At 68.3% G+C, this 26,562-nt stretch carries 26 protein-coding genes; 17 read left to right on the forward strand and 9 right to left on the reverse strand.

Features of this window, described 5'->3' with window-relative positions; genetic code table 11:
* Positions 1–32: 32 nt before the first annotated feature.
* A complete protein-coding gene (putA, locus tag BLO63_RS02790; protein WP_091436543.1) occupies positions 33–3,872 on the reverse strand; it encodes a trifunctional transcriptional regulator/proline dehydrogenase/L-glutamate gamma-semialdehyde dehydrogenase in 3,840 nt (1,279 codons plus the stop codon).
* A 260-nt stretch (positions 3,873–4,132) separates the two neighbouring features.
* Between putA and BLO63_RS02795 the strand changes: the two genes are divergently transcribed.
* Entirely contained in the window at positions 4,133–5,161 is a 1,029-nt protein-coding gene (locus BLO63_RS02795; protein ID WP_091436545.1) for an LLM class flavin-dependent oxidoreductase, read from the forward strand.
* A 121-nt stretch (positions 5,162–5,282) separates the two neighbouring features.
* Here BLO63_RS02795 and BLO63_RS02800 read toward each other — a convergent pair whose 3' ends face one another.
* The 3 genes from BLO63_RS02800 to BLO63_RS02810 form a co-directional block, all read right to left on the reverse strand.
* Positions 5,283–6,236, reverse strand: coding sequence for a DMT family transporter (locus BLO63_RS02800; RefSeq protein ID WP_244517567.1), 954 nt, complete (start codon positions 6,234–6,236; stop codon positions 5,283–5,285).
* Positions 6,237–6,351: 115 nt separating this feature from the next.
* Positions 6,352–7,530: an FAD-dependent monooxygenase gene (locus BLO63_RS02805; protein WP_091436547.1), complete on the reverse strand. Its 1,179-nt coding sequence runs from the start codon at positions 7,528–7,530 to the stop codon at positions 6,352–6,354.
* 8 nt (positions 7,531–7,538) lie between these two features.
* The gene (locus tag BLO63_RS02810) at positions 7,539–7,787 is read right to left on the reverse strand and encodes a zinc-finger domain-containing protein (RefSeq protein WP_018391307.1); all 249 of its coding nucleotides are present in this window, start codon (positions 7,785–7,787) and stop codon (positions 7,539–7,541) included.
* 166 nt (positions 7,788–7,953) lie between these two features.
* Between BLO63_RS02810 and BLO63_RS02815 the strand changes: the two genes are divergently transcribed.
* The 7 genes from BLO63_RS02815 (at position 7,954) to BLO63_RS02845 (ending at position 12,794) form a co-directional block, all read left to right on the forward strand.
* A complete protein-coding gene (locus tag BLO63_RS02815; protein WP_091436548.1) occupies positions 7,954–8,940 on the forward strand; it encodes a hypothetical protein in 987 nt (328 codons plus the stop codon).
* A gap of 15 nt (positions 8,941–8,955) precedes the next feature.
* Complete coding sequence (locus tag BLO63_RS02820; RefSeq protein ID WP_091436550.1) at positions 8,956–9,327, forward strand: DUF4087 domain-containing protein; 372 nt, start codon at positions 8,956–8,958, stop codon at positions 9,325–9,327.
* A gap of 68 nt (positions 9,328–9,395) precedes the next feature.
* Positions 9,396–10,148, forward strand: a complete 753-nt coding sequence (locus BLO63_RS02825) for an alpha/beta fold hydrolase (protein ID WP_091436552.1) — start codon at positions 9,396–9,398, stop codon at positions 10,146–10,148.
* 284 nt (positions 10,149–10,432) lie between these two features.
* Positions 10,433–11,293 (forward strand): serine O-acetyltransferase, encoded by an 861-nt coding sequence (gene cysE / locus BLO63_RS02830; protein ID WP_018391303.1) that lies wholly within the window; start codon positions 10,433–10,435, stop codon positions 11,291–11,293.
* A gap of 99 nt (positions 11,294–11,392) precedes the next feature.
* Positions 11,393–11,605: a DUF3126 family protein gene (locus tag BLO63_RS02835; RefSeq protein ID WP_018391302.1), complete on the forward strand. Its 213-nt coding sequence runs from the start codon at positions 11,393–11,395 to the stop codon at positions 11,603–11,605.
* Between the two features lie 5 nt (positions 11,606–11,610).
* The gene (locus BLO63_RS02840) at positions 11,611–12,141 is read left to right on the forward strand and encodes a gamma carbonic anhydrase family protein (RefSeq protein WP_091436554.1); all 531 of its coding nucleotides are present in this window, start codon (positions 11,611–11,613) and stop codon (positions 12,139–12,141) included.
* Positions 12,142–12,227: 86 nt separating this feature from the next.
* Positions 12,228–12,794: a GNAT family N-acetyltransferase gene (locus BLO63_RS02845; RefSeq protein WP_091436556.1), complete on the forward strand. Its 567-nt coding sequence runs from the start codon at positions 12,228–12,230 to the stop codon at positions 12,792–12,794.
* On the opposite strand, the gene BLO63_RS02850 is transcribed toward BLO63_RS02845, so the two are convergent.
* On the reverse strand, positions 12,791–13,447 hold the full coding sequence (locus BLO63_RS02850; protein WP_091436557.1) for a transglutaminase-like cysteine peptidase: 657 nt from the start codon (positions 13,445–13,447) through the stop codon (positions 12,791–12,793). The two genes, BLO63_RS02845 and BLO63_RS02850, sit on opposite strands and share 4 nt — an antisense overlap.
* Positions 13,448–13,699: 252 nt before the next feature.
* Here BLO63_RS02850 and BLO63_RS02855 point away from each other — a divergent pair, with 252 nt between their 5' ends.
* Together BLO63_RS02855 and BLO63_RS02860 are read left to right on the forward strand one after the other, a co-directional pair.
* On the forward strand, positions 13,700–14,473 hold the full coding sequence (locus BLO63_RS02855) for a rhomboid family intramembrane serine protease (RefSeq protein WP_244517568.1): 774 nt from the start codon (positions 13,700–13,702) through the stop codon (positions 14,471–14,473).
* A gap of 157 nt (positions 14,474–14,630) precedes the next feature.
* A complete protein-coding gene (locus BLO63_RS02860) occupies positions 14,631–15,062 on the forward strand; it encodes a CBS domain-containing protein (protein ID WP_091436560.1) in 432 nt (143 codons plus the stop codon).
* 176 nt (positions 15,063–15,238) lie between these two features.
* On the opposite strand, the gene hisI is transcribed toward BLO63_RS02860, so the two are convergent.
* Together hisI and folE are read right to left on the reverse strand one after the other, a co-directional pair.
* Complete coding sequence (hisI, locus tag BLO63_RS02865) at positions 15,239–15,739, reverse strand: phosphoribosyl-AMP cyclohydrolase (RefSeq protein ID WP_091436562.1); 501 nt, start codon at positions 15,737–15,739, stop codon at positions 15,239–15,241.
* A 22-nt stretch (positions 15,740–15,761) separates the two neighbouring features.
* A complete protein-coding gene (folE, locus tag BLO63_RS02870; protein ID WP_091436563.1) occupies positions 15,762–16,400 on the reverse strand; it encodes a GTP cyclohydrolase I FolE in 639 nt (212 codons plus the stop codon).
* 254 nt (positions 16,401–16,654) lie between these two features.
* Between folE and BLO63_RS02875 the strand changes: the two genes are divergently transcribed.
* The gene (locus BLO63_RS02875) at positions 16,655–17,107 is read left to right on the forward strand and encodes an iron-sulfur cluster assembly scaffold protein (protein ID WP_091436565.1); all 453 of its coding nucleotides are present in this window, start codon (positions 16,655–16,657) and stop codon (positions 17,105–17,107) included.
* A 129-nt stretch (positions 17,108–17,236) separates the two neighbouring features.
* Here BLO63_RS02875 and BLO63_RS02880 read toward each other — a convergent pair whose 3' ends face one another.
* The gene (locus BLO63_RS02880; RefSeq protein WP_091436566.1) at positions 17,237–17,710 is read right to left on the reverse strand and encodes a hypothetical protein; all 474 of its coding nucleotides are present in this window, start codon (positions 17,708–17,710) and stop codon (positions 17,237–17,239) included.
* A gap of 89 nt (positions 17,711–17,799) precedes the next feature.
* On the opposite strand from BLO63_RS02880, the gene yidD reads away from it, so the two are divergent.
* On the forward strand, positions 17,800–18,141 hold the full coding sequence (yidD, locus tag BLO63_RS02885; protein WP_091436568.1) for a membrane protein insertion efficiency factor YidD: 342 nt from the start codon (positions 17,800–17,802) through the stop codon (positions 18,139–18,141).
* 51 nt (positions 18,142–18,192) lie between these two features.
* On the forward strand, positions 18,193–20,154 hold the full coding sequence (gene thrS, locus BLO63_RS02890; RefSeq protein WP_091436569.1) for a threonine--tRNA ligase: 1,962 nt from the start codon (positions 18,193–18,195) through the stop codon (positions 20,152–20,154).
* 272 nt (positions 20,155–20,426) lie between these two features.
* On the opposite strand, the gene BLO63_RS02895 is transcribed toward thrS, so the two are convergent.
* On the reverse strand, positions 20,427–20,621 hold the full coding sequence (locus BLO63_RS02895; protein ID WP_244517570.1) for a hypothetical protein: 195 nt from the start codon (positions 20,619–20,621) through the stop codon (positions 20,427–20,429).
* Positions 20,622–20,958: 337 nt separating this feature from the next.
* On the opposite strand from BLO63_RS02895, the gene BLO63_RS02900 reads away from it, so the two are divergent.
* The 4 genes from BLO63_RS02900 (at position 20,959) to BLO63_RS02915 (ending at position 26,557) form a co-directional block, all read left to right on the forward strand.
* Positions 20,959–22,137: a PP2C family protein-serine/threonine phosphatase gene (locus tag BLO63_RS02900; protein WP_091436573.1), complete on the forward strand. Its 1,179-nt coding sequence runs from the start codon at positions 20,959–20,961 to the stop codon at positions 22,135–22,137.
* An 18-nt stretch (positions 22,138–22,155) separates the two neighbouring features.
* Complete coding sequence (locus tag BLO63_RS02905) at positions 22,156–24,447, forward strand: response regulator (RefSeq protein WP_091436575.1); 2,292 nt, start codon at positions 22,156–22,158, stop codon at positions 24,445–24,447.
* A gap of 9 nt (positions 24,448–24,456) precedes the next feature.
* Positions 24,457–24,828 carry a response regulator gene (locus BLO63_RS02910; RefSeq protein WP_091436576.1) on the forward strand — a complete coding sequence of 124 codons (372 nt, stop codon included), beginning with the start codon at positions 24,457–24,459 and terminating at the stop codon, positions 24,826–24,828.
* Positions 24,829–24,961: 133 nt separating this feature from the next.
* The gene (locus tag BLO63_RS02915; protein WP_091436578.1) at positions 24,962–26,557 is read left to right on the forward strand and encodes a Na/Pi cotransporter family protein; all 1,596 of its coding nucleotides are present in this window, start codon (positions 24,962–24,964) and stop codon (positions 26,555–26,557) included.
* Positions 26,558–26,562: the final 5 nt, after the last annotated feature.

Genomic DNA, 26,562 nt, shown 5'->3' on the forward strand with positions numbered 1-26,562 from the left:
GGCGCGTCGGGCGCCCGGCCCTTTGCGCCGCCTCAGCCCAGCGTCATCAGGCTGGCATTGCCGCCGGCAGCGGCGGTGTTGGTGCTGGTCGAGCGCTCCAACATCAGCAGGTCCAGCGGGTATGTCTCGCCGCGCGCGATGTCGTCGGGCGCGAGGCCGTGGACCAGCACGATCGGCCCTTCGCGGGCGGCGATCGCCTCGTTGAGCTGGCGAAGAGCGTCGCCATCGCCCTCGAACAGCACGGCGTCGAATGCGGCTTCGTCGTGGCTGGCGGTGAGGTTCACCCAGTCTTCAAGACCGCTCGGAAGCGCCGGCATCTGCGAGCCCTCCAGCAGCACCCTATTGCCCGTGGCGAGCGCCGAGGCGATCTGCACGGCGAGCCCCTTCTCGGTCGCGGCCAAACAGAGGACGGTGCCGCGTGGAGAGAGCGCATAGAGATTGCGCTCGCCCACCGGGCCGGGCAGTTCCGCCGTTTGGCCGAAGGGCGAGGCGTCGAGTGCCGCACCGCAGAGCGCCCTTGTCCCGGTATCGGACTGGAAGTCCACCCAGAGCCGGGCAGGGGCGGGGGCCTCGCGGGGGGGCAGCAGGGCGGCGGGGCGGCGTGCCAGCAGGCGGCCGAGATAGAGTGGGCCGCCGGCCTTCGGCCCGGTGCCGGAAAGACCATGCCCGCCAAAGGGCTGCACCCCGACCACAGCGCCGATGATGTTGCGGTTGACATAGACATTGCCGGCCCCGATGCGGGTACCAACGCGCGCAATGGTCTCGTCGATGCGGGTGTGCAGGCCGAAGGTGAGGCCGTAGCCGGTGGCGTTAATGGCGTCGATCAGGCGATCAAGTTCGTCGCGGGAATAGCGCACCACATGCAGCACCGGGCCGAACACCTCGCGGGTAAGCGCGCCGATGCCGTCAATCTCGATCAGCGTCGGCGGCACGAAGGTGCCGTGGCGCGCCTCGTCCCCGAGTGCACGCTGCGCGACCCGGCAGCCGGCCTGGCGCAGCCGCTCGATATGCGCCTCTATACCGGCCTTCGCCTCGGCCGAAATGACCGGGCCAATATCGGTCGACAGATGCACCGGATTGCCGACGGCGAGTTCATTCAGTGCGCCATTCAGCATGTCCAGAATGCGCTCGGCCACATCCTCTTGCAGGCAGAGAACGCGCAGCGCCGAGCAGCGCTGGCCGGCGGAATCGAAGGCGGAGGACAGCACATCGGCCACCACCTGCTCGGCCAGCGCCGAGGAATCGACGATCATCGCGTTCTGCCCGCCGGTTTCGGCAATCAGCGGGATGACGCTTCCTTCCGGGCTGAGCCGGCCGGCGAGCTGGCGCTGGATGAGGCGGGCGACCTCGGTGGAGCCGGTGAACATGACGCCGGGCGTGCGGGTGTCACCCACCAGCGCCGCCCCCACCTCACCGGCGCCGGGAATGAGTTGCACCGCGCCGGCTGGCACGCCGGCCTCGCGCAGGATTTCCACCGCCGCAAAGGCGATGAGCGGGGTCTCCTCGGCCGGCTTGGCCAGCACGACATTGCCGGCCGCCAGTGCGGCGCTGACCTGGCCGGCGAAGATGGCGAGCGGGAAGTTCCACGGGCTGATGCAGACGACCGGACCCAGCGGGCGGTGGGTGTCACCGGAAAAACCGTCACGCACCTGCGCGCCGTAATAGCGCAGGAAGTCCACCGCCTCGCGGACCTCGCCGATGGCGTTCGGATAGGACTTGCCGGCTTCGCGCACGATGATGCCGATCAGCGCCGGCATGCGCGCTTCCATCAGCTCGGCGGCGCGGAACAGGCAGGCGGCGCGCTCGGCCGGAGGCGTCGATTGCCAGATCGGCGCGGCGGCGTGGGCGAACTCCATGGCGCGGGCGACGATCTCGGGCGTCGCTTCCACCACGGTGCCGACCTGGTCGCGATGGTCGGCGGGATTGAGCACCGGCCGGGGTGTTCCTTCCAGGGCGAGGGGTTCGGCCAGCAGAGGGCAGGCCGCCAGCGGGGCGGTGCTGCCGGAAAGCAGCGCAGCGGCGAGTGAGGCAAGGCGCTGTTCGTTGGACAGGTCAAGCCCGGCCGAATTGCGCCGCTCGGCGCCGAAAAGCTCGGCCGGGGCGGCGATGCCGGGGTGCGGCGCCCCCACCGGCTCGATGCGCTGGGCGGCCTCTACCGGGCTCTCCGTCAGTTCGTCCAGCGGGACGTTGGGGTCGGCGATGCGGTTGACGAAGGAGGTGTTGGCGCCGTTCTCCAGCAGGCGGCGGACGAGATAGGCCAGCAGCGTCTCGTGAGTGCCGACCGGCGCATAGATGCGGCAGGGCCGGCCGAGCTTCTCGCGCCCGACCACTTCCTCGTAAAGCGGCTCGCCCATGCCGTGCAGGCACTGGAACTCATACTGCCCGGCATAGTAGTTGGCTCCCGCCATTTCCATAACGGTGGCAAGGGTTTGCGCGTTATGGGTGGCGAATTGCGGAAACACCGCGTCGGGGGCCACCAGCAGCTTGCGGGCGCAGGCGAGATAGGCGACGTCGGTGTGAACCTTGCGCGTATAGACGGGAAAGCCCTCCAGCCCGTCCACCTGCGCGCGCTTGATCTCGCTGTCCCAATAGGCGCCCTTCACCAGCCGAACCATCAGCCGGTGGCCGGAGCGGCGGGCGAGGTCGATCAGGAAATCGACCACATAGGGGCAGCGCTTCTGATAGGCCTGAATGACGAAACCAATTCCATTCCAGCCACTTAGAGACTCATCGAAACAAAGTGATTCAAGCAGGTCGAGCGAGATTTCCAGCCGGTCGGCTTCCTCGGCGTCGATATTGAGCCCGATGTCATAGTGTCGGGCGAGCTTCGCCAGCGCTGCAACACGCGGCAGCAACTCATTCATAACACGCGCATATTGCGCGCGGCTGTAGCGTGGATGCAGGGCCGAGAGCTTGATCGAGATGCCCGGTCCCTCATAGATGCCGCGCCCCGCCGAGGCCTTACCGATGGCATGGATCGCCTGCTCGTAGTCGGCGTAGTAGCGCTGGGCGTCCGCCTCCGTGGTGGCGGCTTCGCCAAGCATGTCAAAGGAATAGCGGAAACCCTTCGCTTCCATCCGGCGCGAATTGGCCAGCGCCTCCGAGATGGTCTGGCCGGTGACGAACTGCTCGCCCATCATCCGCATGGCGACGTCGACGCCGCGCCGGATCAGCGGCTCGCCGCCGCGCCCGATGAGTCTAGTGAGAGCGCCCGTCAGGCCGGTCTCACTCGATGTGGTGGTGAGCTTGCCGGTGAGCACCAGCCCCCAGGTGGCGGCGTTGACGAAGAGCGAAGGGCTGTGGCCGACATGGGCCTGCCAGTCGCCATGGCCGATCTTGTCGCGGATCAGCGCGTCACGGGTGGCGCGGTCGGGAATGCGCAGCAGCGCCTCGGCGAGGCACATCAGCGCCACACCTTCCTGGCTGGAGAGCGAATATTCGTGGATCAGGCCTTCCACCGGCCCCTTCTGGCCCTTCTCGCGCAAGGCCTCCACCAGCGCCCGGGCCCGCGCACGGGCGGCCTCGGCTTTCGGCGCAGGCAGGGCGGCGGGACCGAGCAGAACCGGCACCGCCTCAGTCTCGGGCACCCGATAGGCAGAGGTGATGCGGGCGCGCAGCACGCTCTGGGGCTGGATCTGCGAGGCGAAGGGCAGGAACGGGCTGTCTGATGGCAGGCTGCCCCGGCTGGCTTCGGGCGCTGCGGCTTCCTCAATCTGCAGAACAGCGCCGAGGCCGCGCTCGGTGCGCTCGACGGCCGCCGTGAGCGCGCTCTTGACGAGGGCGTGCGCGGTGCAGCCCTCGCGCTCGGCGGCGGCCTTGAGGCGGGCCCGCAACGCATCGTCGATCTTCACGCCAATGGTGGTCTGCGACATGGTGCGATTTCCTCGCTGTCCCGGCTGGAGCTACCGCCGGGAGTAACCGGCGCCATGAGAAGTGTAACCTCGGATACCAACAGGTGCAACCAGATCTGGAGAGAGGGATGCTGACGCATGCAGGCGGGTTGCGCTCCCGGCGGGTGGCGCTGAGCAACCCATCCGGCTCCGCCCCGGCGAGCGTCCGGCGCGGCGTTGCCGCCATGATGACATGAAGGATACTCCTTGGCAGCCGCGCGAGGGATACCCACCTGACCTCTATGACCCGTCTTGCACACACCCCCCTTTCCGTTCTCGACCTCTCCTTCGTCGCCTCCGGCAGCAGCGGCCCGGAGGCGCTGCGCGGCACGCTCGACCTTGCCCGCCATGTCGACGGCCTCGGCTTCGACCGCTTCTGGGTCGCCGAGCATCATAATCTTGCCTCCGTCGCTTCCGGCGCGCCGGATATCATGGCCGGGCAGATACTGGCGGCGACCGAGCGCATCCGCGTCGGCTCCGGCGGGGTGATGCTGCCGAACCACGCCCCGCTGATGGTGGCCGAGCGCTTCAAGGTGCTGGAGGCGCTCTATTCCGACCGGGTCGATCTCGGCCTGGGCCGGGCGCCCGGCACCGACCAGCTCACCTCCCACGCTCTGCGCCGCCGGCAGGATGTCGATCCCGGCGATGATTTCCTAGATCGGCTGAAGGAGCTGATGCTGTGGGACAGCGGCCAGTGGCCGGCCGACCATCCCTACCGCACGATCCAGGTGATGCCGGTGGACGTGAAGCTGCCGCCGATCTTGCTGCTCGGCTCGTCGGGCTACAGCGCCCGGCTCGCGGCGCAGATCGGGGTCGGCTATGCCTATGCCCATCATTTCGCCCAGCATGACGTGCTCGACGCGATGCTGAGCTACCGCGCGGGCTTCCAGCCCTCGGAGCGCCTTGCAACACCCCACGCCATTCTCGCTCTGGCGGTGGTGTGCGCGCCGACCGACGAGGAGGCGGAGTATCTCGCCGGCAGCGTCGATCTCGCCCATCTGCGGCGGGCCCGTGGCCATTACGGCCCGATCCCCACCGCCGACGAGGCGGCCGCCTATCCCTACACCGAGGCGGACCGTGCCTTTATCCGCCGCAACCGCGACAAGGTGCTGGTTGGCGGTCCGGACAAGGTGGCGCAGGGGCTGGAGCGCTTTCTCGACACCACGCTGGCGGACGAGCTGATGATCGCCACCGCGATCCCCGACATGGCGGCGAAGAAACGCTCCTACACGCTGATCAGGGCGCTGCAGGCGGTGTCGGCGGCGGCCTGAGGGTGCGTCGCTGAGACAGCGTCGTCCCGGACGACCGCAGGCCGATCCGGGATCGCGGGCCGATATCGGATGACGATCCCGGCTCTCCGCTGCGCTTCGGCCCTGATGTCGTCCGAGGGGGCTATCCCGCCGCCTTTGCCGGGCGCGTCACCAGCCAGATGCCGAGTGCGATCGGGACGATGCCGAGAATGTCGAGCGGTGGCACCACCTCGCCCAGCAGCAGCCAGCCGAAGAGCAGGCCGAGCGGCGGCATGAGGAAGTGCAGGCTGGAAGCCGCCGTCGCCGAGGCGCGGGTGAGCAGGTAGAACCACAGCCCATAGCCGCCTATGGAAACGCCGATCACCAGAAAGGCGAGGCCGCCGAAAAGATTGGCGGTGAGGTGGATGTCGCCGGTGCTCTCGGTGGCCAGCGCCACGGGAATGAGGGCGATCCCGCCCGCCAGGCACTGCACGGCATTGCCGCTCCATATGCCGCCGCGCGGCGTGAGATATTTAAAGGCCAGCGTTCCGGCGGCGAGAGCGGAGACGCCACCGGCGATGAGCAGCGTGCCGGCCAGCGTCTCATGCGCGCCGGCAAGGCGCGAACGCAGCACGATGACGACGCCGATCAGGCCAAGCGCAATGCCGGTCCATTTTCCCAGGCTCATCTTCTCGCCCAGCAGCGGCCCGGCGCCCAGCGCCACCAGCAGCGGCAGGCAGCTGGTGAGCACTGCCGTATAGGCTGAGGAAGTGAAGGTGAGCGCGGTCCAGTTCAGCCCGAGATAGACTGCGTTGTTTAGGATGCCGATGCCGATAAGCGCGACGATGTCGCGGCGGCGGATCGGCGGCAGGTCGCGGCGGCGCGCGCCGCTGTCCCACAGCGGGGCGAGGGCCAGCATGATCGAGCCCGCCAGAAGCAGGCGCACCGATAGCAGCATCAGCGGCGGGCAATCGGCCAGCGCCATCTTGGAGGCGGCAAAGGCGGACGACCACAGCACGCAGAACAGCCCCACCAGCAGCGGCAGCGGCAAAAAGGTGCGGGGCGTGGAGGCAATAGCCGCCGAAATCGCCGGGCTCGCCTTCGATGCGGGCGGCATCGCGGATCTCCATTCTCATTGATGCGCACCCTAGGCGGGCTGGCTTCGATCGGAAAACGAGATGTCTTTATGGTCTCCATGAGAAAATGCGATGCGTCTCCACCGGGACGCCGGCTCAGGGACGCCAGTCATAGATCCAGCGATAGCGCTCCAGCACCGCGCTCTCGGACTGGGCGCGCATGACGAAATCGCGGGCGAGGCGGGCCGGGCCGCCGAGATGGTAGATGCGGTCCATGCCGCGCGCCGCGCGCTGGACGCGGGCGGTGCGGGGGGCGCGCGCGGCCTCGTAGCGGCGCAGCGCGGCGGGGATGTCGGGCGCATCCGCTAGTTCGGCGGCGAGGACCACCGCGTCCTCTATCGCCTGCGCCGCGCCCTGGGCGAGGAAGGGCGGCATGGCATGGGCGGCATCGCCGAGCAGCGTCACCGCGCCGGTGCCCCAGTTGGTGAGCGGGTCGAGATCGAACAGCGCCCAGCGCAGCCAGCGCTCCGGCGCGTCGAGCAGGGCGCGGGCGTCGGGACACCAGCCACGATAATGCGCCAGAAGCTCGTCGCGGCCGCCGGCCTCGCTCCAGCCATGCACCTCGCGCTCGTCCGGGGTGACGGCGACGAGATTGATCGCCCGGCCAGCTTTCACGGGGTAGGTGACGAGATGAGCGCCGGGGCCGAGCCAGAGCCGCGTCACCGTGTCGGTGAGGCGGGCGGGCAGCGCCTCCACCGGCACGGTGGCGCGCCAGGCGGCGCGGTGGCGGAAGGAGGGGCGGGCGCCGGGATGCAGCTCGCCGCGCACCACGGAGCGCAAGCCATCGGCGCCGATCAGCGCCTCGGCCGCCAGCGCTTCCTCGCCGCCAGCGTGGCGGAGCTTCAGGCAGACGCCGGCGCCGTCCTGGGTGAAGCTCTCCAGCGCATGGCCGAGCTTAAGCTCGATGGTGGGCACATCGCGCACGGCCGCGAGCAGGGCCGATTGCAGGTCGGCGCGGTGGATGACGAGGAAGGGCCCGCCGAAGCGTGCCTCGGCGGCCGCGCCCATCGGGCCGCCGGCGAGCCGTGTGCCGCGTCGCCCGTCGAGCACGGCAAAGGCATCGGGGAACACCGCCTGTGCGGCGACGCGCTCATAGACGCCGAGTGCCTTCAGGCAGCGCGTGGCATTGGCCGCGAGTTGAACCCCGGCGCCCGCTTCCTCAAGCGCGGGGGCGCGCTCCAACAGCGTGACGGCAATGCCCGCCTTCGCCAGGGCAAGGGCGGCGGTGAGGCCGCCAATGCCGGCGCCGGCGATGGCAAGGGAGCGGGCGGGCAAGGCCGCGCTCAGGCGGCGGCCGGAATCTCGAACAGCGCGCCCGGCGGGGTCGATTCGGTGCCGTGCAGGTGGGAATCGAAGGTGTAGAGGGTCGAGCAATAGGGGCAGATGATCTCGTCATCCGAGCCCATGTCGAGGAACACATGCGGGTGGTCATAGGGCGGCAGCGCGCCCACGCACATGAATTCCCGTGCCCCGATGGCGATCTTCGCCACTCCGGCCGAATTGTGGAAGTGGGGAACGACGTGGCCCGCCATGATGTTCGCCTGTCCGCGCTGGTGTTGAAATCGGCGCGACCATAGCCGCTGGCGCGCCGCGGTCCAAGGGGGCGGATGCGCCACCCGAGCCGCGCGCGCCCCATCGCGTCGCCACAATGGCGGGGCAAAAGGGGAAATCGCGCCGCGTGATCCCCATATCAACGCCATGTACCGTTTTTTCGCCGCTGCCGGCTTTCTCCTCGCCTTCGCTGGTGCTGCCCATTGGGTGGTGCCGGCGGGGCGGCACGCCTTTGCGCTGGTGAGCGCGCAGGACGATGCGGCGCGGCTCGCCGATCTCCAGCTCGACGGGGTGCTGACGCCCGAGCGCACCGCGGTGGAGATCGACGCAGCGCTGGAGGAAAATGACGGTGAACTGGCGGCGAGCTTCATCGAACTTGCGGACGCGCGCGGCGTGCCCGTGACGGCGGAGCGCCGGGCCCGCGTCGCGCTCGCCAATGCGCCGGGCGCCAGTTTCGCGCGCGGCGCCGGCAGCTTCGGCCATGGCTTCCTGACCGGGCAGGGCGAGGACCTCGCCGGCCTCGCCGGGGCGACCGCCGGCGATCTCACCGTGTGGGGCGATGTGCGCGATCTCGGCCGCCAGGCGGCGAACTGGGCACGCGGCGAGCCGGTGGACCACTTCATGGTCAACCTCGCCGGCATCGGCATCGTGGCGACCGGAGCGACCTATGCCGCTTTCGGCGCGCCGCTGACCTTCCGCGCCGGCATTTCCGTGCTGAAGGGCGCGCGACGGGCCGGCGTGGTCGGCGGGCGCTTCGCTGGCAACATCACGGCAGCGCTGCGCGGCGGCTCGAAGGCGCAGCTCGCCGCGCTGGTCGGCGATCTCGGCACCGCCGGCAGCAAGGCGGGCACGCGCGCCACCTTCGCCGGGCTGCGCCATGTCGACGATGCGGCGGGCGCGGCGCGGCTGAGCGCGCTGGCGCAGGCCAAGGGCGGCAAGACGCTGGCGATCTTCAAGACGCTGGGGCGTGGCGCGCTGTTCGTCACCGAGGCGATGGCCAAGCTCGCCTTCTGGGTGATGGCGGGCGTGCTGAACCTGTTCGGCCTCATTGCCTCGTTCAATGCGATGGTGGTGGCGATGCTTCGCCCGATGTGGAAGATAAGGCGGCGCCGGCCGTTGCTTCTGCCGGGGTGAGCCTTTGAGGAGGCGATGATGCGCCGTGCCCTGCTGACATTGCTCTCCTTCGCCGCGCTGTTGCTCGTCGCCCTGCCGGCCGGCGCGGCGGAGAATCGCTGCGGCTGGTATGTGAACCCGACGCCGGGCAACTGGTATCTCTCCGACCGCGATGGCGACTGGTGGATGCGCTCGCAGGGCGGCATGGAGGCGGAAGGCTTCGACAACGCCCCTGACTTCGACGCCAAGCAATATGTGAAGCTGCAGCCGAACGGCTATGGCTATGGCTGCGCGTGCCTGAGCGTCGACACCGACAAGGCAGAAATGAACATCACCCGCATCTATTCCGGCAGCATCCTGCCGCTGTCGCGCTGCCGCAACGACAAGGCGTTGAAGAAGCCGGGCTGAACCGCCGGGCGCGGGTTGGCAGCGCGGCCTCGCCTGATTAGCGTGCCGCTTCCCGCAAGGAGCGCCTTATGCCGAGCTTCAGCCATGACGGAATCAACATCGCCTATCTCGACGAGGGAGAGGGCGAGCCTATCGTGCTCGTGCACGGCTTCGGCTCGACCAAGGAGATCAACTGGGTCGGGCCAGGCTGGGTCTCGACGCTGACCGGGGCGGGGCGGCGGGTGGTCGCCCTCGACAATCGCGGCCATGGCGCCTCCGCCAAGCTCTATCAGAGCGAACTCTACGACCCCTGGCTGATGGCCCGCGACGTGCTGGCGCTCATCGACCATCTTGGGCTGACGCGGGTCGATCTGATGGGCTATTCCATGGGCGGGCGGATCAGTGCCTGTGCGACGCTGACCGCGCCGGAGCGGGTGCGCACGCTTATTCTCGGCGGCATCGGCATCCATCTGATCGCCGGCGCCGGCCTGCCGATCACCATTGCCGACGCCCTGCGCGCCCCCAGCCTCGACGAGGTGACCGACCCGATGGGGCGGATGTTCCGCGCCTTCGCCGACCAGACCAAAAGCGACCGCGAGGCGCTGGCCGCCTGCATCATCGGCTCCCGCCGCACGCTGAGCCGTGAGGAGGTGGCGCGGATCAGCGTTCCGACGCTGATCGCGGTGGGCACGCGCGACGAGGTGGCCGGGGCGCCTGGGCCGCTCGCCGAACTGATCCCGGATGCGCGGGCGATCGACATTCCCGACCGCGACCATATGCGTGCCGTCGGCGACAAGGTGTTCAAGGAGGCGGTGCTGGCCTTCCTTGCCGAGCCGCGCTGAGGCGGGCAGGGGGCGAGGTGCGGGGGGGCCGGCTGGCCTTCTTGCCAGTTTGATTCAAGAAGGCCGGAAAGCTGAGTCAACGGAATCGCTTGGCGGGCGTTGTTGGCAAAGAGAATCGGCGCCGGCTCAGCTTTCGATTCAACGGCGATGGGCCGGCGGCGGGGGGGCTCGATCATGCATTCGTGCAATCCCGGCGGCGTATTCCGGCGCGGGCGCTTGTGTTAGGCTTGGGACAACTCGGGACATCTGGCCGGCGCCCACGGGCGAACGGCGAGGGTAGAAAAATGGCTGTGAATTCTCTTCAGCGCGCCGAGGTGCCGCGTGCGCTCGACAAGGTCGACCCGGTCTGGGCGCGCATCCGCGCCGAAGCGGAGACGATCACCCAGCGCGAGCCGGCGCTCGCCAGCTTCGTCTATTCGACCGTCCTCTATCACACCACGCTGGAGCGGGCGGTTGCGCATCGCATCGCCCAGCGGCTCGACCATGGCGACGTGCCGGCGGACATCATCCGCCAGGCCTTCGAGGAGGCGGTGGCCGACGATCCCGGCCTTGGTGTCGCCATCCGTGCCGATATCGTCGCCGTGCTCGACCGCGACCCGGCGACCGACCGGGCGATCCAGCCTCTGCTCTATTTCAAGGGCTTCCACGCCATCCAGACCCATCGTCTGGCGCATTGGCTGTGGAAGAACGGCCGCACCGATTTCGCGCTTTACCTGCAAAGCCGCTCCTCGGCGGTGAACCAGGTCGACATCAACCCGGCGGCGCCGTTCGGGCGCGGCATCTTCTTCGACCATGCCACCGGCATCGTCGTCGGCGAGACGGCCGTGATCGAGGACAATGTCTCCGTGCTGCAGGGCGTCACGCTCGGCGGCACCGGCAAGGAGCATGGCGACCGCCACCCGAAGATCCGCCACGGCGTGCTGCTGGGCGCCGGCGCCAAGGTGCTGGGCAATATCGAGGTCGGCCATTGCGCCCGCGTCGCCGCCGGCTCGGTAGTGCTGAAGCCCGTGCCCGCCCGCACCACCGTGGCCGGGGTGCCGGCCAAGGTGGTCGGCGAGGCCGGCTGTGCTGAGCCCTCGCGCAGCATGGACCAGATGTTCGACCAGTTCTCGGATATGCCCTCCTTCCTCGGCGAGGCGATCTGAGCCTTAGTGTGTGAACAGCCGATTGTGCCGGCGCCGGTTGCGCCGGCCGGCGCGTCGTGGCAAGCCTGCCGCCCGATCAACCCCCTTGGGAGCACGGACTTGGAAAAGAAGGACCTGGAACGCGTCCAGACCTATATGCGGCGCCTGTTCACCAACACCCAGTTGCGCGTCGTCGCGCGGCCGAAGAAGAAGGATTCGGCCGAGGTCTATCTCGGCGACGAGTTCATCGGCGTCCTGTTCGAGGATAAGGAAGACGGCGAGCTTTCCTATAATTTCCAGATGGCCATTCTCGACACCGATCTCGAGGACTGAGGGCGATGCCCGTCTACGCACTCGACGGGGTGGCGCCGGACCTGCCGGCGCTCGGCCGCTGGTGGATCGCGCCCACCGCCGAGGTGATCGGCAATGTGCTGGTCGGCGACGAGGCGAGCGTGTGGTTCGGCTCGGTCATCCGCGGCGACAATGAGCGGATCACGCTCGGCGCCCGGGTGAACATCCAGGAACTGTGCGTGCTGCACACCGATCCCGGTTTTCCCATGACCATCGGCGACGACTGCACCATCGGCCACAAGGCGATGCTGCATGGCTGCACGATCGGCGCCAACAGCCTGATCGGCATGGGCGCCACCCTGCTGAACGGCGCCAAGATCGGCCGTAACTGCCTGGTCGGCGCCGGCGCGCTGATCACCGAGGGCAAGGAATATCCCGACAACTGCCTCATCGTCGGCGCGCCGGGCAAAGTGATCCGCACCCTCGACGAGGCGATGGAAAAGCGCATCCACGGCACTGCCGCGCATTATGTGCGCAACTGGCGGCGCTTCGCCGAGGGTCTGCGCCGGATCGACTGAGGAGGGCGGCAGGCCCCCCCGTTTCGACCATCATCTCCTGTCAGATCTGGGGAGCGATCCGCGGGGACGCGCAGCTGGAGACGCTGATGGAGCCGATCCGAACCGAGCGGTTGATCCTGCGGAATTTCCGCCCCGAGGATGCGCCCGACCTGCTGGCCTATCTGCGGGAACCGGGCGCCAGCTGCTATCTCTCGCTCAGGCTGGACGATCTCGCGGCGGCGGAGGCCGAGGCGACGACGCGCGCGACCAGCGACGAGTATATCGCCGTCTGCCTCGCTGCGACCGGCCGGGTGATCGGCGACGTGTTCGCCATGCCGGAGCCACCCGATACCTATTCCGTCGGCTGGAACTTCAATGGCGATTTCGGCGGCGCGGGCTATGCCACCGAGGCGGCGCGGGCACTGTTCGACCACCTGTTCACGGTGAAGCAGGCCCGCCGCCTCTTTGCCTATGTCGAGGAAGACAACGCCGCCTCGCGGCGCCTGTGCGAAAGGTTGGGCATGCGCCAGGAGGGGCTGTTCAAGGAGTTCATCTCCTTCCGACAGGATGATAAAGGCGCGCCGGTTTTCGAGAACACGATGCAATACGCCATCCTGCGAAAGGAATGGGAGGCGCTGATGCCGCGTCGTTCCGAGGTCGGGGGCGAAACCTAGTTCCGCCCGACCGAGAGCGGCGCCAGCACGTCGCCGAGCGAGACCCAGCTGTCGGTGTCATGCTGGGCCTGGCGCTTGACGAAGCGGTAGCCGGTCTCATGCCACAGCAGGATGGCGGCTTCCTGGTTGTCGAGCACGAGGTCGCCGCGGTCGGTGACGACGGTGAGGACGGCATGGCCGTCGCCCTTGTGGTCGCGCACCACGGTGACGAGCAGCGTATCCCCCGGCCAGCCGAGCGCCACCAGCGTGCGCCGCTTGAGCAGCACATAGTCCTCGCAATCGCCGAACCCGTCGTCGGGATAGGTCCAGCGTTCGATTTCGCCATAATGTTCGACATCGGTCATCGGCTGGATGCGGCCGTTGATCGCGTCATTGACCTCGCGCAGCTGGGCGTAATTGGCCTCGGTCAGCGCCACCTTGCCGCCGCTCCCGGCGCGCGGTCCGCAATCGGCGGGGTGCTCGGCACAGAACTGGAAATAGCCCATCGGCACGGTGGTGTGCGCGCCGGCCGCCATGTTGGCGGCGAAGCTGGAGAGCATCGCCACCGTCTTTTCCGCCTGGGCGGGCGCGGCGTGCGTCAGCACCGCCGCAACGGTTGCCGCAACAATCGCCTGGCCCGCCGCGAGAAGGGCCCGTTCGAGCCTCTTTTTCATCGCGTACCTCATCCCTGTCACTGGATGAGAGCTTAGCGCAGAGGGTTTTATACCCGTCTAAGCGATGCCGAAGATTCGCAACAACGCTGGAGAGGGAATATTAATAGGTTTTTTAGTGGCGTTAACCACGGCAATAGGCAAACTGTTCATCACGCCGCTTAAGCCCCTGGCAAGGCATGGGGTGCACACGGCGCTTGGGCGCTCACGGCAAGATGCCTTGCCGCCGGGCCTGTGCCGGCCTATGTGATCGTCGTGCTCGAACCGCCCCGCCTTGCCGCCCACAGACGCGAACCCATCCTCAACGTGCCGCCGGTGATCACCGTGCTGGCGGCGGTGATGCTGCTCATCCAGCTCATCCGCGACTGGGTGGACCTGGAGACCGGGGTCGAGATCCTGGCGCTGTTCGCCTTCATTCCCGCGCGCTTCGACCCCTCGGTGCTGGCCGAGGGCGTGCTACCGGGCGGAATGGCAGCGGATATATGGACCTTCGTCACCTATGCCTTCCTGCATGGCGGCTGGGCCCATGTCGGCCTGAACCTCCTGTGGATGCTCGCTTTCGGCACGCCGGTGGCGCGCCGCTTCGGCGTGCTGCGCTTCCTGCTGTTCTTCGCCGTCACGGCGGCGGCGGGGGCGGCGCTGCATCTTGTGACCCATGAGGGCGAGCTGGTGCCGATGATCGGCGCCTCGGCGGCCGTGTCGGGCTGCATGGCGGCCGCGCTGCGCTTCATGTTCGCTCAGGAAGGCCGGGGCGCCTGGCGGCCGGGCCTGATGGAGAACGCGGTGCACGTGCCGGCGCCACCGCTGATGGAGGTGCTGCGCGACCGGCGGGTGATCGGCTTCGTCGCCGTGTGGTTCGTCATCAACCTCGCCTTCGGTCTCGGCGAGCCGGCCGGTATCGTCGATGGCAGCATCGCCTGGCAGGCGCATATGGGCGGCTTCCTCGCCGGCCTGCTGGCCTTTCCGCTGTTCGACCCAATCCGGCGCTGGCCGGGCGGCGATCCCTACTCCCGCGCCACGCGGCACTGAAGCCGCCGAACTGATTGGCGCGGCGCCCCTTGCCTGCCGCAAGGTTAAAGCGGATCATTCCCGACATGGCTCGCCCGCGCAGCGGGAAGAAGCCGAATGAACGGGTGGCGGACCGCGCAGCGCTCCGTCCGCCCGGACAGCCGGGAAGGAGGCTTGCATGACGGTTCGGACCATTCTTGAGGAAAAGGGCTTCGACGTTCAGACGATCGCCCCAGAGGCGACGCTGCGCGAAGCGACGGAGCTTCTCGCCGCCAAGCGTATCGGCGCCATCGTGGTGACGGACCCCGAGCGCCGGGTGGTCGGCATCCTATCGGAGCGCGACGTTGTGCGTGTGGTCGGGCTGGATGGGCCGGGCCGCTTCGACGACACGGTCGCCTCGGTGATGACCTCGCGGGTCGTCACCTGCGAGGGCAACGAGACCGTCCACCAGATCATGGAGCACATGACCGCCGGGCGGTTCCGCCATCTGCCTGTTGTGCAGGGCGGCAAGCTGATCGGCATCATCTCCATCGGCGACGTGGTGAAGCAGCGCCTTGCCGAAATGGAGCGGGAGAGCCACGCCATGCGGGAGTACATCCTCTCGGCGTGAGTGCGGCGGTGTCAGTGCCTCATCCCGGACGGCCGCAGGCCGCTCCGGGATCGTGGGCAGGACGGGGAACGATCCCGGCTCCACGGCTTCGCCGCCGGCCGGGATGACGGGCGGACGATGCCATCCCGGCCCGGTCAGCCGGCCGGGGAGATGGCTTGAGGGTGCCGGAGTCGGTTCTAGAAGCGGGGCGTGTCGGTCTTCTTCGGCACGCCATAGACCTTGGCGGGGTCGAACAGCCGGCCGGCATCGTTTACCGAGAGCCGCAGTTCCGGCGACGGCGCGGCGCCGAGCGGCACCGAGCGGAAGAAGCAGGAGCGGTGCCCGGTGTGGCAGGCGGCGCCCGGCACGTCGGGGCCGAGCGGCGGCATCCGCACCCGCAGCACCACCGCGTCCTGGTCGCAATCGACCCGCAGTTCGACCAGAGTCTGCAGATGGCCGCTTTCCTCGCCCTTCTTCCACAGACGGCGGCGCGAGCGGCTGTAGTAATGGGCGATGCCGGTCTCGATCGTCAGCGCCAGCGCCTGCGCGTCCATATGCGCGACCATCAGCACGGTGCCGTCATCGGCGTCGACGGTCACGGCGGTGACGAGGCCATCGGCGTCGAATTTCGGGGAGAGGCGCTCGCCCTCCTCGATCTCCGCCTTGCTGCCGCGGGGGGCGAAGGAAATGTCGGTCACTTGAGCCTGCGCAGACGCGCGCTCACGGACGCATGCCGCGCAGCAGGCTCATGAAGCGAACCTGCTCCTGCGGGTCGTCGCGGAACACGCCGGTGAACTGGGTGGTGACGGTGGACGCGCCCTGCTTGCGCACGCCGCGCATGGCCATGCACATGTGCTCGGCCTCGATCAATATGGCGACGCCGCGCGGCTTCAGGATCTCGTCCATCGCGGTGATGATCTGCGAGGTGAGGTGCTCCTGCGTCTGCAGGCGGCGGGCGAAGATGTCGACGATGCGGGCGATCTTCGACAGGCCCACCACGCGCTCGACCGGGAAATAGGCGATGTGCGCCTTGCCGACGAAGGGCACCATGTGGTGCTCGCAATGGGAATGGAACTCGATGTCGCGCACCATCACCATGTCGTCGAAATTGCCGATCTCGCCGAAGGTGCGGTCGAGAATCGATTCCGGCGCCGCGCGGTAGCCGCTGTACAGTTCCTCATAGGCGCGCACGACCCGCTTGGGCGTATCGAGCAGGCCCTCGCGCTCGGGATCGTCGCCGGCCCAGGCGATCAGCGTGCGAACGGCGGCCTCCGCCTCCTCGCGGCTGGGGCGGCGCGCGGCGGACGCCTCCATCTCGCTCTGGGCGCTGCGCATCAGCGATTTAAGCACGGCATCCATGACGAACTCCGTTCGACGCATTCACTGCCGGGCGCCGATGCGTTCCGGTCAAACTCGTCCTACGTGCCAATACCTGCCACGGATCAGCATCATACCAACCATAACCGCCACACGTGCCTGCTGGAAGGCAGATCGCGCTCGTTGCTTTCGCCCGGCGGCCACCACACCTATATAAGCCAGTGCGGGCAGGCCGCAATCGGGCGAAAGCCGCCCGTGCGGGGATCAACGCCGCCTTTTGGACGGATCGAACCGGCATGCTGAACGACGTCTATAATCGCCGCATCCTCGAACTGGCGGCCGACATACCACGGCTTGGCCGACTGGCCGCGCCGGATGCTTCGGCAACGGCGCATTCCCGGCTTTGCGGTTCGACCGTGACCATCGATCTCGCGGTTCGCGACGGCGTGGTGACGGATTTCGCCCATGAGGTGCGCGCCTGCGCGCTCGGGCAGGCCTCGTCCTCGGTGATGGGCGCGCTCATTGTCGGCTCGACCGCCGAGGAACTGCGCGCGGTACGCGAGGCGATGCGCCTGATGCTGAAGGAGAACGGTCCGCCGCCGCAGGGGCGCTGGGCCGAACTTGCGGTGCTGGAGCCGGTGCGCGACTACAAGGCGCGCCACGCCTCGACGCTGCTGACTTTCGACGCCGTCGTCGATGCGCTCGGCCAGATCGAGGCGCGGAACGCCGCGAGCGAGGCGGCGGAGTAGGCCCATTCGCTAACCGTCATCCCGGCCGAAGCGAAGCGGAGCGGAGCCGGGACCGCTCCCCGTTCGGTCAGTGACCCCGGATCGGCCTGCGGCCATCCGGGATGACGACGGGTGTTAGACTGATATGGCTCAGCGTTCGGTGAAGAAGGTGAACAGCACCTCGTCCTTCTCGCCGGTCAGGCAGAGAAAGCGGTTGGCGGTGTCGGAGCGGTCGCGTTGAATATAGGCCTCACCCATGATGATGCCCTTGACCGCCGTGTCGCCGAGCTTGTTCTCGGCCTGCGCGATGGTGAGGCCGTCGACGTCGATATAGATGTCCTCGATCGAGGGCGACGCCTTCTTGAGCTTGGCCAGCGCATCGGCCTTGCAGGCGGCGACGCGCTGCATGTCCGGGTCGACCTCGGGCGAGGTGGCGGCAGAAGGCTCGGGCTGGGTGCCACCGGCCGGGCCGGGAGAAACATGCCCCGCTGCCGGGGGTGGTTCCTGATCGGGCGTCTGCTGCGCGGGCGTCTGCGGTGCGGGCGGCTGCTGGGAGAGCGCGGGGCTCGCCGCGAAGAAAGTGCCGGCCAGCGCCGCCATCGTCCAGATCCTGATTGCCGTCATCGCGCTCTCCCCTGGCGGCCGGCAGCCGTGCCGGTCCTCCACAGGGGAAACGCCGCCGAGTCCGGGCGGTTCCGGGTTAGGGGCGCGGAATGAATGAGCCGCGTCCTGAAATTAGCGCCGCCGCGCTCATAGCCCGGCTGCCGCGGCTGATGCTGCGGGCGCCGATCCTCGTTTACCGCTACAGCTTCTCCGCCTTCATGGGCCGGCAGTGCCGCTATCTCCCCACATGTTCGGAATTCGCCGAGGAGGCGATCGAGACGCATGGCGCCTGGGCGGGCGGCTGGATGGCGGCGGGGCGCATCTGCCGCTGCCATCCCTGGGGCGGGTCCGGCTTTGAGCCGGTGCCGGCCGAATTGCCGCCCAAAGCCGTGTGGTATATGCCGTGGCGCTACGCGCGGGCCCCGAAGGCGGAGGGCGCGCGCGACACGTGACCTTGCGAGGCCTACCTGCGTGGTTCGCAGGAGTGGGCAGGAGAAAACGACATGTCCGATATCAATCTCACCTTCCCCGATGGCGCCGTCCGAGCCTATGCCTCCGGCACCACCGGCACCGAGGTCGCCGCCTCCATCGCCAAGTCGCTGGCCAAGAAGTCGCTGGCGATGAAGCTGGACGGGGTGCTGAGCGACCTTTCCGATCCGATCACAGCAGATGCCGCCTTCGAACTCGTCACCCGCGAGAGCCCGGAGGCGCTCGAACTCATCCGCCACGACGCCGCCCATGTGCTGGCGGAAGCCGTGCAGGCGCTGTGGCCGGGCACCCAGGTGACGATCGGCCCGGTGATCGAGAACGGCTTCTATTACGACTTCTTCCGCAACGAGCCGTTTACCCCGGACGATTTCGCCGCCATCGAGAAGAAGATGCGCGAGATCATCGCCCGCGACGCGCCCTTCACCAAGGAAGTGTGGGACCGCGAGGAGACCAAGCGCGTCTTCAAGGAGAAGGGCGAGGCGTTCAAGGTCGAACTGGTGGACGCCATTCCCGCCGACCAGGCGCTGAAGATCTACCGTCAGGGCGAGTGGTTCGACCTGTGCCGCGGCCCGCACATGCCGAGCGTCGGCAAGGTGGGCGACGCCTTCAAGCTGATGAAGGTTGCCGGCGCCTATTGGCGCGGCGACAGCAACAACCAGATGCTGACCCGCATCTACGGCACGGCGTGGCGCACCCGCGAGGAACTCGACGCCTATATCCTCCAGCTGGAGGAGGCCGAGAAGCGCGACCACCGCCGCCTCGGCCGGGAGATGGACCTGTTCCACTTCCAGGAGGAGGGGCCGGGCGTCGTGTTCTGGCACCCGAAGGGCTGGAACCTGTTCCAGAACCTCGTTTCCTACATGCGCCGGCGCCTCGCCGCCGACTATGCGGAGGTGAACGCCCCGCAGGTGCTCGACAAGTCGCTATGGGAAACCTCGGGCCATTGGGGCTGGTACAAGGACAACATGTTCAAGGTGCAGCCGGCCGGCGATACCGAGGACAATGACCGTGTCTACGCTCTCAAGCCGATGAACTGCCCCGGCCATGTGCAGATCTTCAAGCACGGGCTGAAGAGCTATCGCGACCTGCCCATGCGCCTCGCCGAGTTCGGCGCGGTGCACCGCTACGAGCCCTCAGGCGCGTTGCATGGGCTGATGCGGGTGCGCGGCTTTACCCAGGACGACGCCCACATCTTCTGCACCGAGGAGCAGATGGCGGCGGAGTGCCTGAAGATCAACGAGCTGATCCTCTCCACCTATGCCGATTTCGGCTTCGAGGAGATCGTGGTCAAGCTCTCCACCCGCCCGGAAAAGCGCGTCGGCTCGGACGCGGTGTGGGATCACGCCGAGGACGTGATGGGCCGCGTGCTGACCCAGATCGAGGCGGAGTCGGGCGGCAAGATCAAGACCGGCATATTGCCGGGCGAGGGGGCCTTCTATGGCCCGAAGTTCGAATACACGCTGCGCGACGCGATCGGCCGCGAATGGCAGTGCGGCACGACGCAGGTCGACTTCAACCTGCCGGAGCGCTTCGGCGCCTTCTATGTCGACGCGGACGGGCAGAAGAAGACCCCGGTGATGATCCACCGTGCCATTTGCGGGTCGATGGAGCGCTTCACCGGCATTTTGATCGAGCACCATGCCGGCCATTTCCCGCTCTGGCTGGCGCCGGTGCAGGCGGTGGTGGCGACCATCACCTCCGAGGGCGACGACTACGCGCAGGAAATCGTCGCACTGGCGAAGAAGCGCGGCCTGCGGGTCGAGCTCGACGTGCGCAACGAGAAGATCAACTACAAGGTGCGCGAGCACTCTCTCGCCAAGGTGCCGGCGCTGATCGTGGTCGGGCGCAAGGAAGCGGCCGAGCGCACCGTCTCGATCCGACGCCTGGGCTCGCCCAACCAGACCGCGATGACGCTGGACGAGGCGCTGGCGTCGCTGGTGGCGGAAGCGAGCCCGCCGGACACGCTGCGGGACTGAGGGCTTCACCCCAAGGAGCCGTCATCCCGGATCGGCCTGAGGCCGTCCGGGATCGCACGACATCTACCCGCGCTCCCGGCTCTCGCGGGGCTCGGCCGGGATAACGTCGCATTGGGGAGGGGCGCCCGCCCGGCCCGTCATCTTGAGGAGCCCGGCGCAGCCGGGCCTCGAAGGCGTAGACGCTTGCCGCGTCACACCGCCTGCGTGCTTCGAGCCGGCCGCCGGCCGGCACCTCAGCATGACGGCTCGTGGCAGGCGCAACGGTCGCCTGGCTACTTCTCCGGCGTTTCCGCCGGGCGCACCGGGGTCGGGATCGGCGGCGGCGGGTAGGGCTCGGTCTCGCGACGCAGGCTGGGATTACTGGTGGCGCCGGGCACGTTCAGCCGGCGCTGCTGGGGCGTCCAGTAGGAGGGGCCCTGCATCAGGTTCTGGCTGTTCGGACGAACCGAATCACGGCGTTGAGGCATGTACGGGCTCGGCTTTGTCGTGACCTGGGCCAAGGCGGGCACGGCCACAAGGACCGCTGCCGCCGCGAGAAGGCTCGCTCGAAACATCTTCATCGTTGAACGTCGCGCCTCCCTTGCACCCCTATGTAGGGCGGCGCGGGTCGAACCGCCATGCCTTGCGCGCGCATCGCGCCACCCTCTCCCTACCCCAATAGGGGCGCGGCGCGGGAATGGCGGAACAGGCAGATTTTGTCGTTGCTTGGCGCCGCTGGCGACGTTGCTAAGGGCGGGCATTGTGTGGATAGTCCGGCCTTGCCCGCGTCCGGGCAGGGGTTGAGAAGACGGTGGAAGCGCGCTCATGACGGACCAGAACGCGTCGATTCTGGTGGTCGACGATGTCGCGGAAAACCGGGACCTCTTGATGCGCCGGCTGAAGCGGCTCGGCTTCACCCATATTGACGAGGCCGCCAACGGCATCGAGGCGCTCGCCGCCATCGACCAGAAGCCCTACGACCTCGTGCTGCTCGATATCATGATGCCGGAGCTGGATGGCTTCGGCGTGCTCGACCGGCTGCGGGCCGATGGCCGGATCAACGATCTGCCGGTCATCGTCGTCTCGGCGCTCAACGAGATCGAGCCGGTGGTGCGTTGCATCGAGCTGGGCGCCGACGATTTCATCTTCAAGCCGTTCAATCCGACGCTGCTGCGTGCCCGCGTGCTGGCCACGCTGGAGAAGAAGGGCCTGCGCGACCGCACCCGCGACGAACTCAAGCGCAAGCAGGCCGAGCTCACCGAGGCCCGCACCCTGCAGCTGGCGCTGGTGCCGCCGCCCTTCGCCGGCGCCTTCGGCGGGCGGAGCCTTGCCATCGACGTGCTGCTGGAGCCGGCGAAGGAAGTGGGCGGCGACCTCGTAGACTATTTCCCCGTCGGTGATTCAAAGATGGTGGGGGTGATCGGCGACGTCTCCGACAAGGGGGCGGGCGCCGCGCTGATGATGGCGCGCACCCATTCCATGTTCCGCTCGCTGGGCACCCGGCCGGATGCGGCCGAGCTCTTCGCCGATCCGGCGCGGGCGGCGGGGCTGGTGAACGACGCGCTGGCGCGCGGCAACGCCTCCTGCATGTTCGTTACGCTGCTGCTGGCGGTGCTCGACGTGCCCACCGGAAGGCTCGCCTATGTCCGCGCCGGCCATGTGCCGCCCTATCTGCGCGCCGTCGACGGCACGGTGTCGCGGCTCACCGCCGCCGGCGGGCCCGCGCTCGGCGTGGTGGAGGACTTCGTCTTCCGCACCGCTTCCGTTTCCCTCGCTCCGGGCGAGCGCCTGCTGGTGGTGACGGACGGGCTGACCGAGGCGCATGACCATTCCGGTGTGCTCTATGGCGAGGAGCGGGTGGGCGATTTTCTCGCCGCGCTGGGCGATGAAAAGGCGCCGCTGCCGCGCCTGGCGGCGGGGGTGCGCGCCTTCGAGGCCGGGCTGCCCGCCTTCGATGACATGGCGGCGCTGCTGCTGTCGCTGGACCCGCCCGGCGCGGCGTGACGATCAGGGGATGATGGGATGACGGAAGACGAGTGGGTGAGCGAGGCGACGCTGCTGCGCGCGACGCTGGAGAACATGTCGCAGGGCGTCGCCATGTACGACGCGAAGCACCGTCTCGTCACCTGGAACCAGCTGTTTCGCGACTACCTCGCGATGCCGGAGGAGTTCCTCGGCACCGAGCACACCTTCTCCGACTATATCCGCTACCTCGGCGCCCGCGGTGAATTCGGCGACGTCGACATCGAGACCGCGCTTGCCCAGCGCCTCGCCCAGCTGGAAAAGCCGCACCGTTTCGAGCGCACACGGCCGGACGGCACCGTGCTGGAAGTCCGGCGCGACCCGGTGCCGGGCGGCGGCTTCATCGCGATCTATACCGACATCACCGAGCGCAAGCTCGCCGAGATGAAGCTGCGCGAGGACGAGGAGCAGCTGCGCGCCATCGACGCGGCGGCCCCGATCGGCCTGCTGATCATGGACATGGCGGGCAAGGTCGTGCGCCACTCCAATGGCTGTTTCGGCCGGCTGATCGGCCGCGACGCCGGCACGCTCATCGGCTGTCCGCTGCGCGAGCTGTTCGCCGACCCCGCGCGCGGCCAGGAACTGGCGGATATTCTGGCCACGCCCTCAGGCGAACGGCGTGAGTTCAACCTGCCGCATGCCGACGGCTCGACCATCTGCACCATGGTCTCGCATGAGCCGCTGGAATTCCGCGGCGCGCCGGCCGTCATCGCCACCTTTGTCGACATCAGCGACCGCGTCCGCATGGAGCAGCAGCTGCGCGAGGCCAAGGAGGCGGCGGAATCGGCCAGCCGGGTGAAATCGGCCTTCCTGGCCAATATGAGCCATGAACTGCGCACCCCGCTCAACGCCATTATCGGCTACAGCGAAATCCTCTCCGAGGACGCGGCCGATGCCGGCGACAGTGCCATGGTCGCCGACCTCGACAAGATCCAGGCGGCGGGCAAGCACCTTCTGGGGCTGATCAACGACATTCTCGACCTCTCCAAGATCGAGGCGGGGCGGATGGATGTCTATCTGGAACAGGTGTTCCTCACCCGTATGGTCGAGGAGGTGAAGACCATTGTCGGGCCGATGATGCAGAAGAACGGCAATCGGTTCGTCATCGACTGCCCGGTCGAGATCGGCACGCTGCGCACCGACGTCACCAAGCTGAAGCAGAGCCTGATCAACCTGCTGAGCAACGCCGCCAAATTCACCAAGGACGGCACGGTGACCCTGCGTATCGCCCGCGAGACGCTGGCCGACGGGGCGGGCGCGGTGCGCTTCGATGTGAGCGACAGCGGCATCGGCATGAGCGAAGAGCAGATGGGCCGCCTGTTCCAGGCCTTTACACAGGCGGATTCCTCCACCACCCGCAATTTCGGCGGCACCGGGCTGGGCCTCACCATCACCAAACACTTCGCTGCCATGCTCGGTGGCACCATCTCGGTGGCGAGCGAAGCCGGCAAGGGCTCCACCTTCACCATCGAGCTGCCGGTGGAGGCACGGGTGATCGGCGCCGAGGCGGAGGAGGACGACATTGTCGATCCCGGCGCGCCTTCCGAGCCCGGCGCGATCACTGTTCTGGTGGTGGACGACGACCCGGCGGTGCATGACGTGCTCACCGCCACGCTCGGCAAGGAAGGCTATGTGCTGCGCCATGCCCGCGACGGCGTCGAGGCGCTGAACATCATGCGCAAGGAGCCGCCCGATATCGTCACGCTCGACGTGATGATGCCGAAGATCGACGGCTGGTCGGTGCTCGGCATCATGAAGTCCGAGCCGGCGCTGGCGCATATCCCGGTGATCATGCTCACCATCGTCGACGACCGGAATCTCGGCTATTCGCTCGGCGCCTCTGAATACATGACCAAGCCGATCGACCGGCAGCGGCTGATCGCGCTGATCCACAAATTCGCCCCCGGCAATGAGGATGGCGTGGTGCTCGTTGTCGATGATGACGAGCAGGTGCGCGCCATCATGCGCTCGACCATCGAGGGCGTCGGCCTGCCCGTCGCCGAGGTGGCGAACGGGGAGGAGGCGCTGGAATGGCTCGGCGCCCATCCGCTGCCCGCCCTCGTGCTGCTCGACCTGATGATGCCCAAGATGGACGGCTTCGCCTTCCTGACGCGGGTGCGGGCGGAGCCGGCCTATGCCGAACTGCCCATCGTCGTGCTCACCGCCAAGGAACTGACCGAGGACGAGCGCGAGTTTCTCGCCCGCAACACGCTGCTGATCCTGAACAAGGGCGCGCAGCCGATCGGCTCGCTGGGCGCGGCGCTCGGCACGATCGCCAGCCACGGCCATTGAGAGGGCGCGATGACGAAGATTCTCCTCGTCGAAGACAATGAGATGAACCGCGACATGCTCTCGCGGCGCCTCACCCGCAACGGGTTCGAGGTGGTGATCGCGGTCAACGGGCAGGAGGGGGTGGACCTCGCCCTTTCCGAGAAGCCGGCGCTGATTCTGATGGATATGAGCCTGCCGGTGCTGGATGGCTGGGAGGCGACGCGGCGGGTGAAGGCGCATCCTGAGACCGCCGCCATTCCGGTCATCGCGCTCACCGCCCATGCCATGGCCTCGGACCGCGAGCAGGCGATGGCGGCGGGCTGCGACGATTTCGACACCAAGCCGGTGGAACTGCCGCGCCTGCTGGAGAAGATCAAAACACGGCTCGGCCTGCCCGGATGAGGGCCGCCCCGTCACCGTTCTGTCATGTGACGCTTCCATAAGGGCCCGCGCCCTGCAGCCGTGCCGCATTCCGGCGGCGCTGGAAACGATCGTCGCGCGCTCATTCGATAGTCAACCGGACGACAGGTAGGCCATGGCGACCATCGCGCTCATGTTCAGCGGGCTGGGCTTGTTCTTCATCGGCGTGCGCGGGCTCTCCGCCAATCTGGTGCCTCTGGTCGGGCGACGGGCCCGCGCCGCCTTTGCGCGGGCGTTGCGGGGCAATGTCAGCGCCGCCCTCAGCGGTACGCTGGCGGGGATGATCACCCAGAGCTCCACCGCGGTCTCATGGATCGTCGTCTCCTTCGTGCGCGGCAACGTGCTGACCGACGGGCCGGCGCTGCTGGCGCCGAGCTGGTCCAATGTCGGCACCTCGCTGCTGCCGCTGATCGTCGCCGTCGATACCTCGACCGCCGCCGGCCTGGTCATCGGCGTCGTCGGCTTCATGACCTATTTCCGCCTGGCGCGCGGCGACCGCATGCGCAACGTGCTGGAAGCGGCGCTCGGCGCCGGGCTTCTGCTGTTTGGCATGCACCTGGTTTCCGTCGCCGTCGGTCCGATGCGCGAGGCGCTGCTGGGGCATCCCTGGTGGGAGCAGGCGGTGGAAAATCCCTGGCTGCTGGCGCTGATCGGCGCCGGCTTCTCGGTGGCCGCCCAGTCCTCTTCGGTCGCGGCGGCGCTGGCGGTGGCGGCGGTGGGCGGCGGATTGCTCGATTTCAGCACGGCGCTGCCGCTGATTGCGGGGGCCAATGCGGCCGGCGTGATCAACAATGCGGTGCTGATCCCCGGCGAGACGCGGCCGGGCCGGGTCGTGTTCGCGCTGCAGGTGGTGCAGAAGGGCGCCGGCTCGCTGCTGCTCGTGGCCCTCGCCCTCGTCCTGGCCTGGCGTCCCGATCTCGCCGCCGCTCTGTTCGACCCGGGGCAGGGCGATGTCGGCGCGGCGCTGGCGCTGATCTTTCTTGGCGCGCAGATTGGCGGCGCGCTGATTTCGGCCCTGCTGGAGCCGCCGACCCGCCGCATTGTGGCGCGACTGCTGCCGATGAACGCCGTCGAGACGCTCTCCCAGCCCGCCTTCCTCTTGCGCGAGGCGCTCGGCGACACCGAGGCCGCGCTCGACCTTTCGATGCGCGAGGTGGCGCGCCTCAGTGGCCGGCTGCCGCAGATGATCGAGCATGTGCGCGAGGAGGGCGACCCCGCCGCGCCCTCGGCCGCCGTGCTGCGCGCCGCCGGGGCGACCTTGACCGAGACCACCCGGGCCTATCTCGCCTCGCTGCTCGACGCGCCGCTGGCCCGCGACCAGGTGGCGGTGGCGCTGCTGCTGGACGACGCGGCCAACAATGCCGGCGCGCTGCACGAGGCGCTGGCCGATTATGCCCAGGAAGCCGCCCATGTGCGCGCCGTGCCGACCGCGCAGCGGCTGAACGAGGCGCTGCACCTGCTGCTGAGCGCGGTGGCCGACCATGCCGACAGCCTGGGGGCGGAGGAGCCGGAGCTGGTGCTCGCCTTGCTCGGCCATCGCGACCGGCTGATGGAGGATCTGCGTCAGCGCCTCTCCTCGCAGAGCGAGCTGACCGCCGAGGAGCAGAACGCGCTGTTCCGCATGACGGTGCTGTTCGAGCGCATCGTCTGGCTGGCGCGGCGGCTGGTGAACGGACTGACCCAGGTGCAGCGCGCCCAGCGCGCCGCGTGAAGAAG

Source organism: Ancylobacter rudongensis (genome assembly GCF_900100155.1).
Classification (GTDB): Bacteria; Pseudomonadota; Alphaproteobacteria; order Rhizobiales; family Xanthobacteraceae; genus Ancylobacter; species Ancylobacter rudongensis.

Bases quoted from the DNA above. Each gene is read 5' to 3' on its own strand.
- BLO63_RS02895 (WP_244517570.1), bottom strand. From the start codon at position 20,621: ATGCCTCAACGCCGTGATTCGGTTCGTCCGAACAGCCAGAACCTGATG.
- BLO63_RS02905 (WP_091436575.1), top strand. From the start codon at position 22,156: ATGACGGAAGACGAGTGGGTGAGCGAGGCGACGCTGCTGCGCGCGACG.
- putA (WP_091436543.1), bottom strand. From the start codon at position 3,872: ATGTCGCAGACCACCATTGGCGTGAAGATCGACGATGCGTTGCGGGCC.
- cysE (WP_018391303.1), top strand. From the start codon at position 10,433: ATGGCTGTGAATTCTCTTCAGCGCGCCGAGGTGCCGCGTGCGCTCGAC.
- BLO63_RS02800 (WP_244517567.1), bottom strand. From the start codon at position 6,236: ATGCCGCCCGCATCGAAGGCGAGCCCGGCGATTTCGGCGGCTATTGCC.
- BLO63_RS02825 (WP_091436552.1), top strand. From the start codon at position 9,396: ATGCCGAGCTTCAGCCATGACGGAATCAACATCGCCTATCTCGACGAG.
- BLO63_RS02850 (WP_091436557.1), bottom strand. From the start codon at position 13,447: ATGAAAAAGAGGCTCGAACGGGCCCTTCTCGCGGCGGGCCAGGCGATT.
- thrS (WP_091436569.1), top strand. From the start codon at position 18,193: ATGTCCGATATCAATCTCACCTTCCCCGATGGCGCCGTCCGAGCCTAT.
- BLO63_RS02845 (WP_091436556.1), top strand. From the start codon at position 12,228: ATGGAGCCGATCCGAACCGAGCGGTTGATCCTGCGGAATTTCCGCCCC.
- BLO63_RS02860 (WP_091436560.1), top strand. From the start codon at position 14,631: ATGACGGTTCGGACCATTCTTGAGGAAAAGGGCTTCGACGTTCAGACG.
- BLO63_RS02810 (WP_018391307.1), bottom strand. From the start codon at position 7,787: ATGGCGGGCCACGTCGTTCCCCACTTCCACAATTCGGCCGGAGTGGCG.
- BLO63_RS02915 (WP_091436578.1), top strand. From the start codon at position 24,962: ATGGCGACCATCGCGCTCATGTTCAGCGGGCTGGGCTTGTTCTTCATC.
- yidD (WP_091436568.1), top strand. From the start codon at position 17,800: ATGAATGAGCCGCGTCCTGAAATTAGCGCCGCCGCGCTCATAGCCCGG.
- BLO63_RS02820 (WP_091436550.1), top strand. From the start codon at position 8,956: ATGATGCGCCGTGCCCTGCTGACATTGCTCTCCTTCGCCGCGCTGTTG.
- BLO63_RS02880 (WP_091436566.1), bottom strand. From the start codon at position 17,710: ATGACGGCAATCAGGATCTGGACGATGGCGGCGCTGGCCGGCACTTTC.
- BLO63_RS02840 (WP_091436554.1), top strand. From the start codon at position 11,611: ATGCCCGTCTACGCACTCGACGGGGTGGCGCCGGACCTGCCGGCGCTC.
- BLO63_RS02815 (WP_091436548.1), top strand. From the start codon at position 7,954: ATGTACCGTTTTTTCGCCGCTGCCGGCTTTCTCCTCGCCTTCGCTGGT.
- BLO63_RS02875 (WP_091436565.1), top strand. From the start codon at position 16,655: ATGCTGAACGACGTCTATAATCGCCGCATCCTCGAACTGGCGGCCGAC.
- BLO63_RS02900 (WP_091436573.1), top strand. From the start codon at position 20,959: ATGACGGACCAGAACGCGTCGATTCTGGTGGTCGACGATGTCGCGGAA.
- folE (WP_091436563.1), bottom strand. From the start codon at position 16,400: ATGGATGCCGTGCTTAAATCGCTGATGCGCAGCGCCCAGAGCGAGATG.
- BLO63_RS02910 (WP_091436576.1), top strand. From the start codon at position 24,457: ATGACGAAGATTCTCCTCGTCGAAGACAATGAGATGAACCGCGACATG.
- BLO63_RS02795 (WP_091436545.1), top strand. From the start codon at position 4,133: ATGACCCGTCTTGCACACACCCCCCTTTCCGTTCTCGACCTCTCCTTC.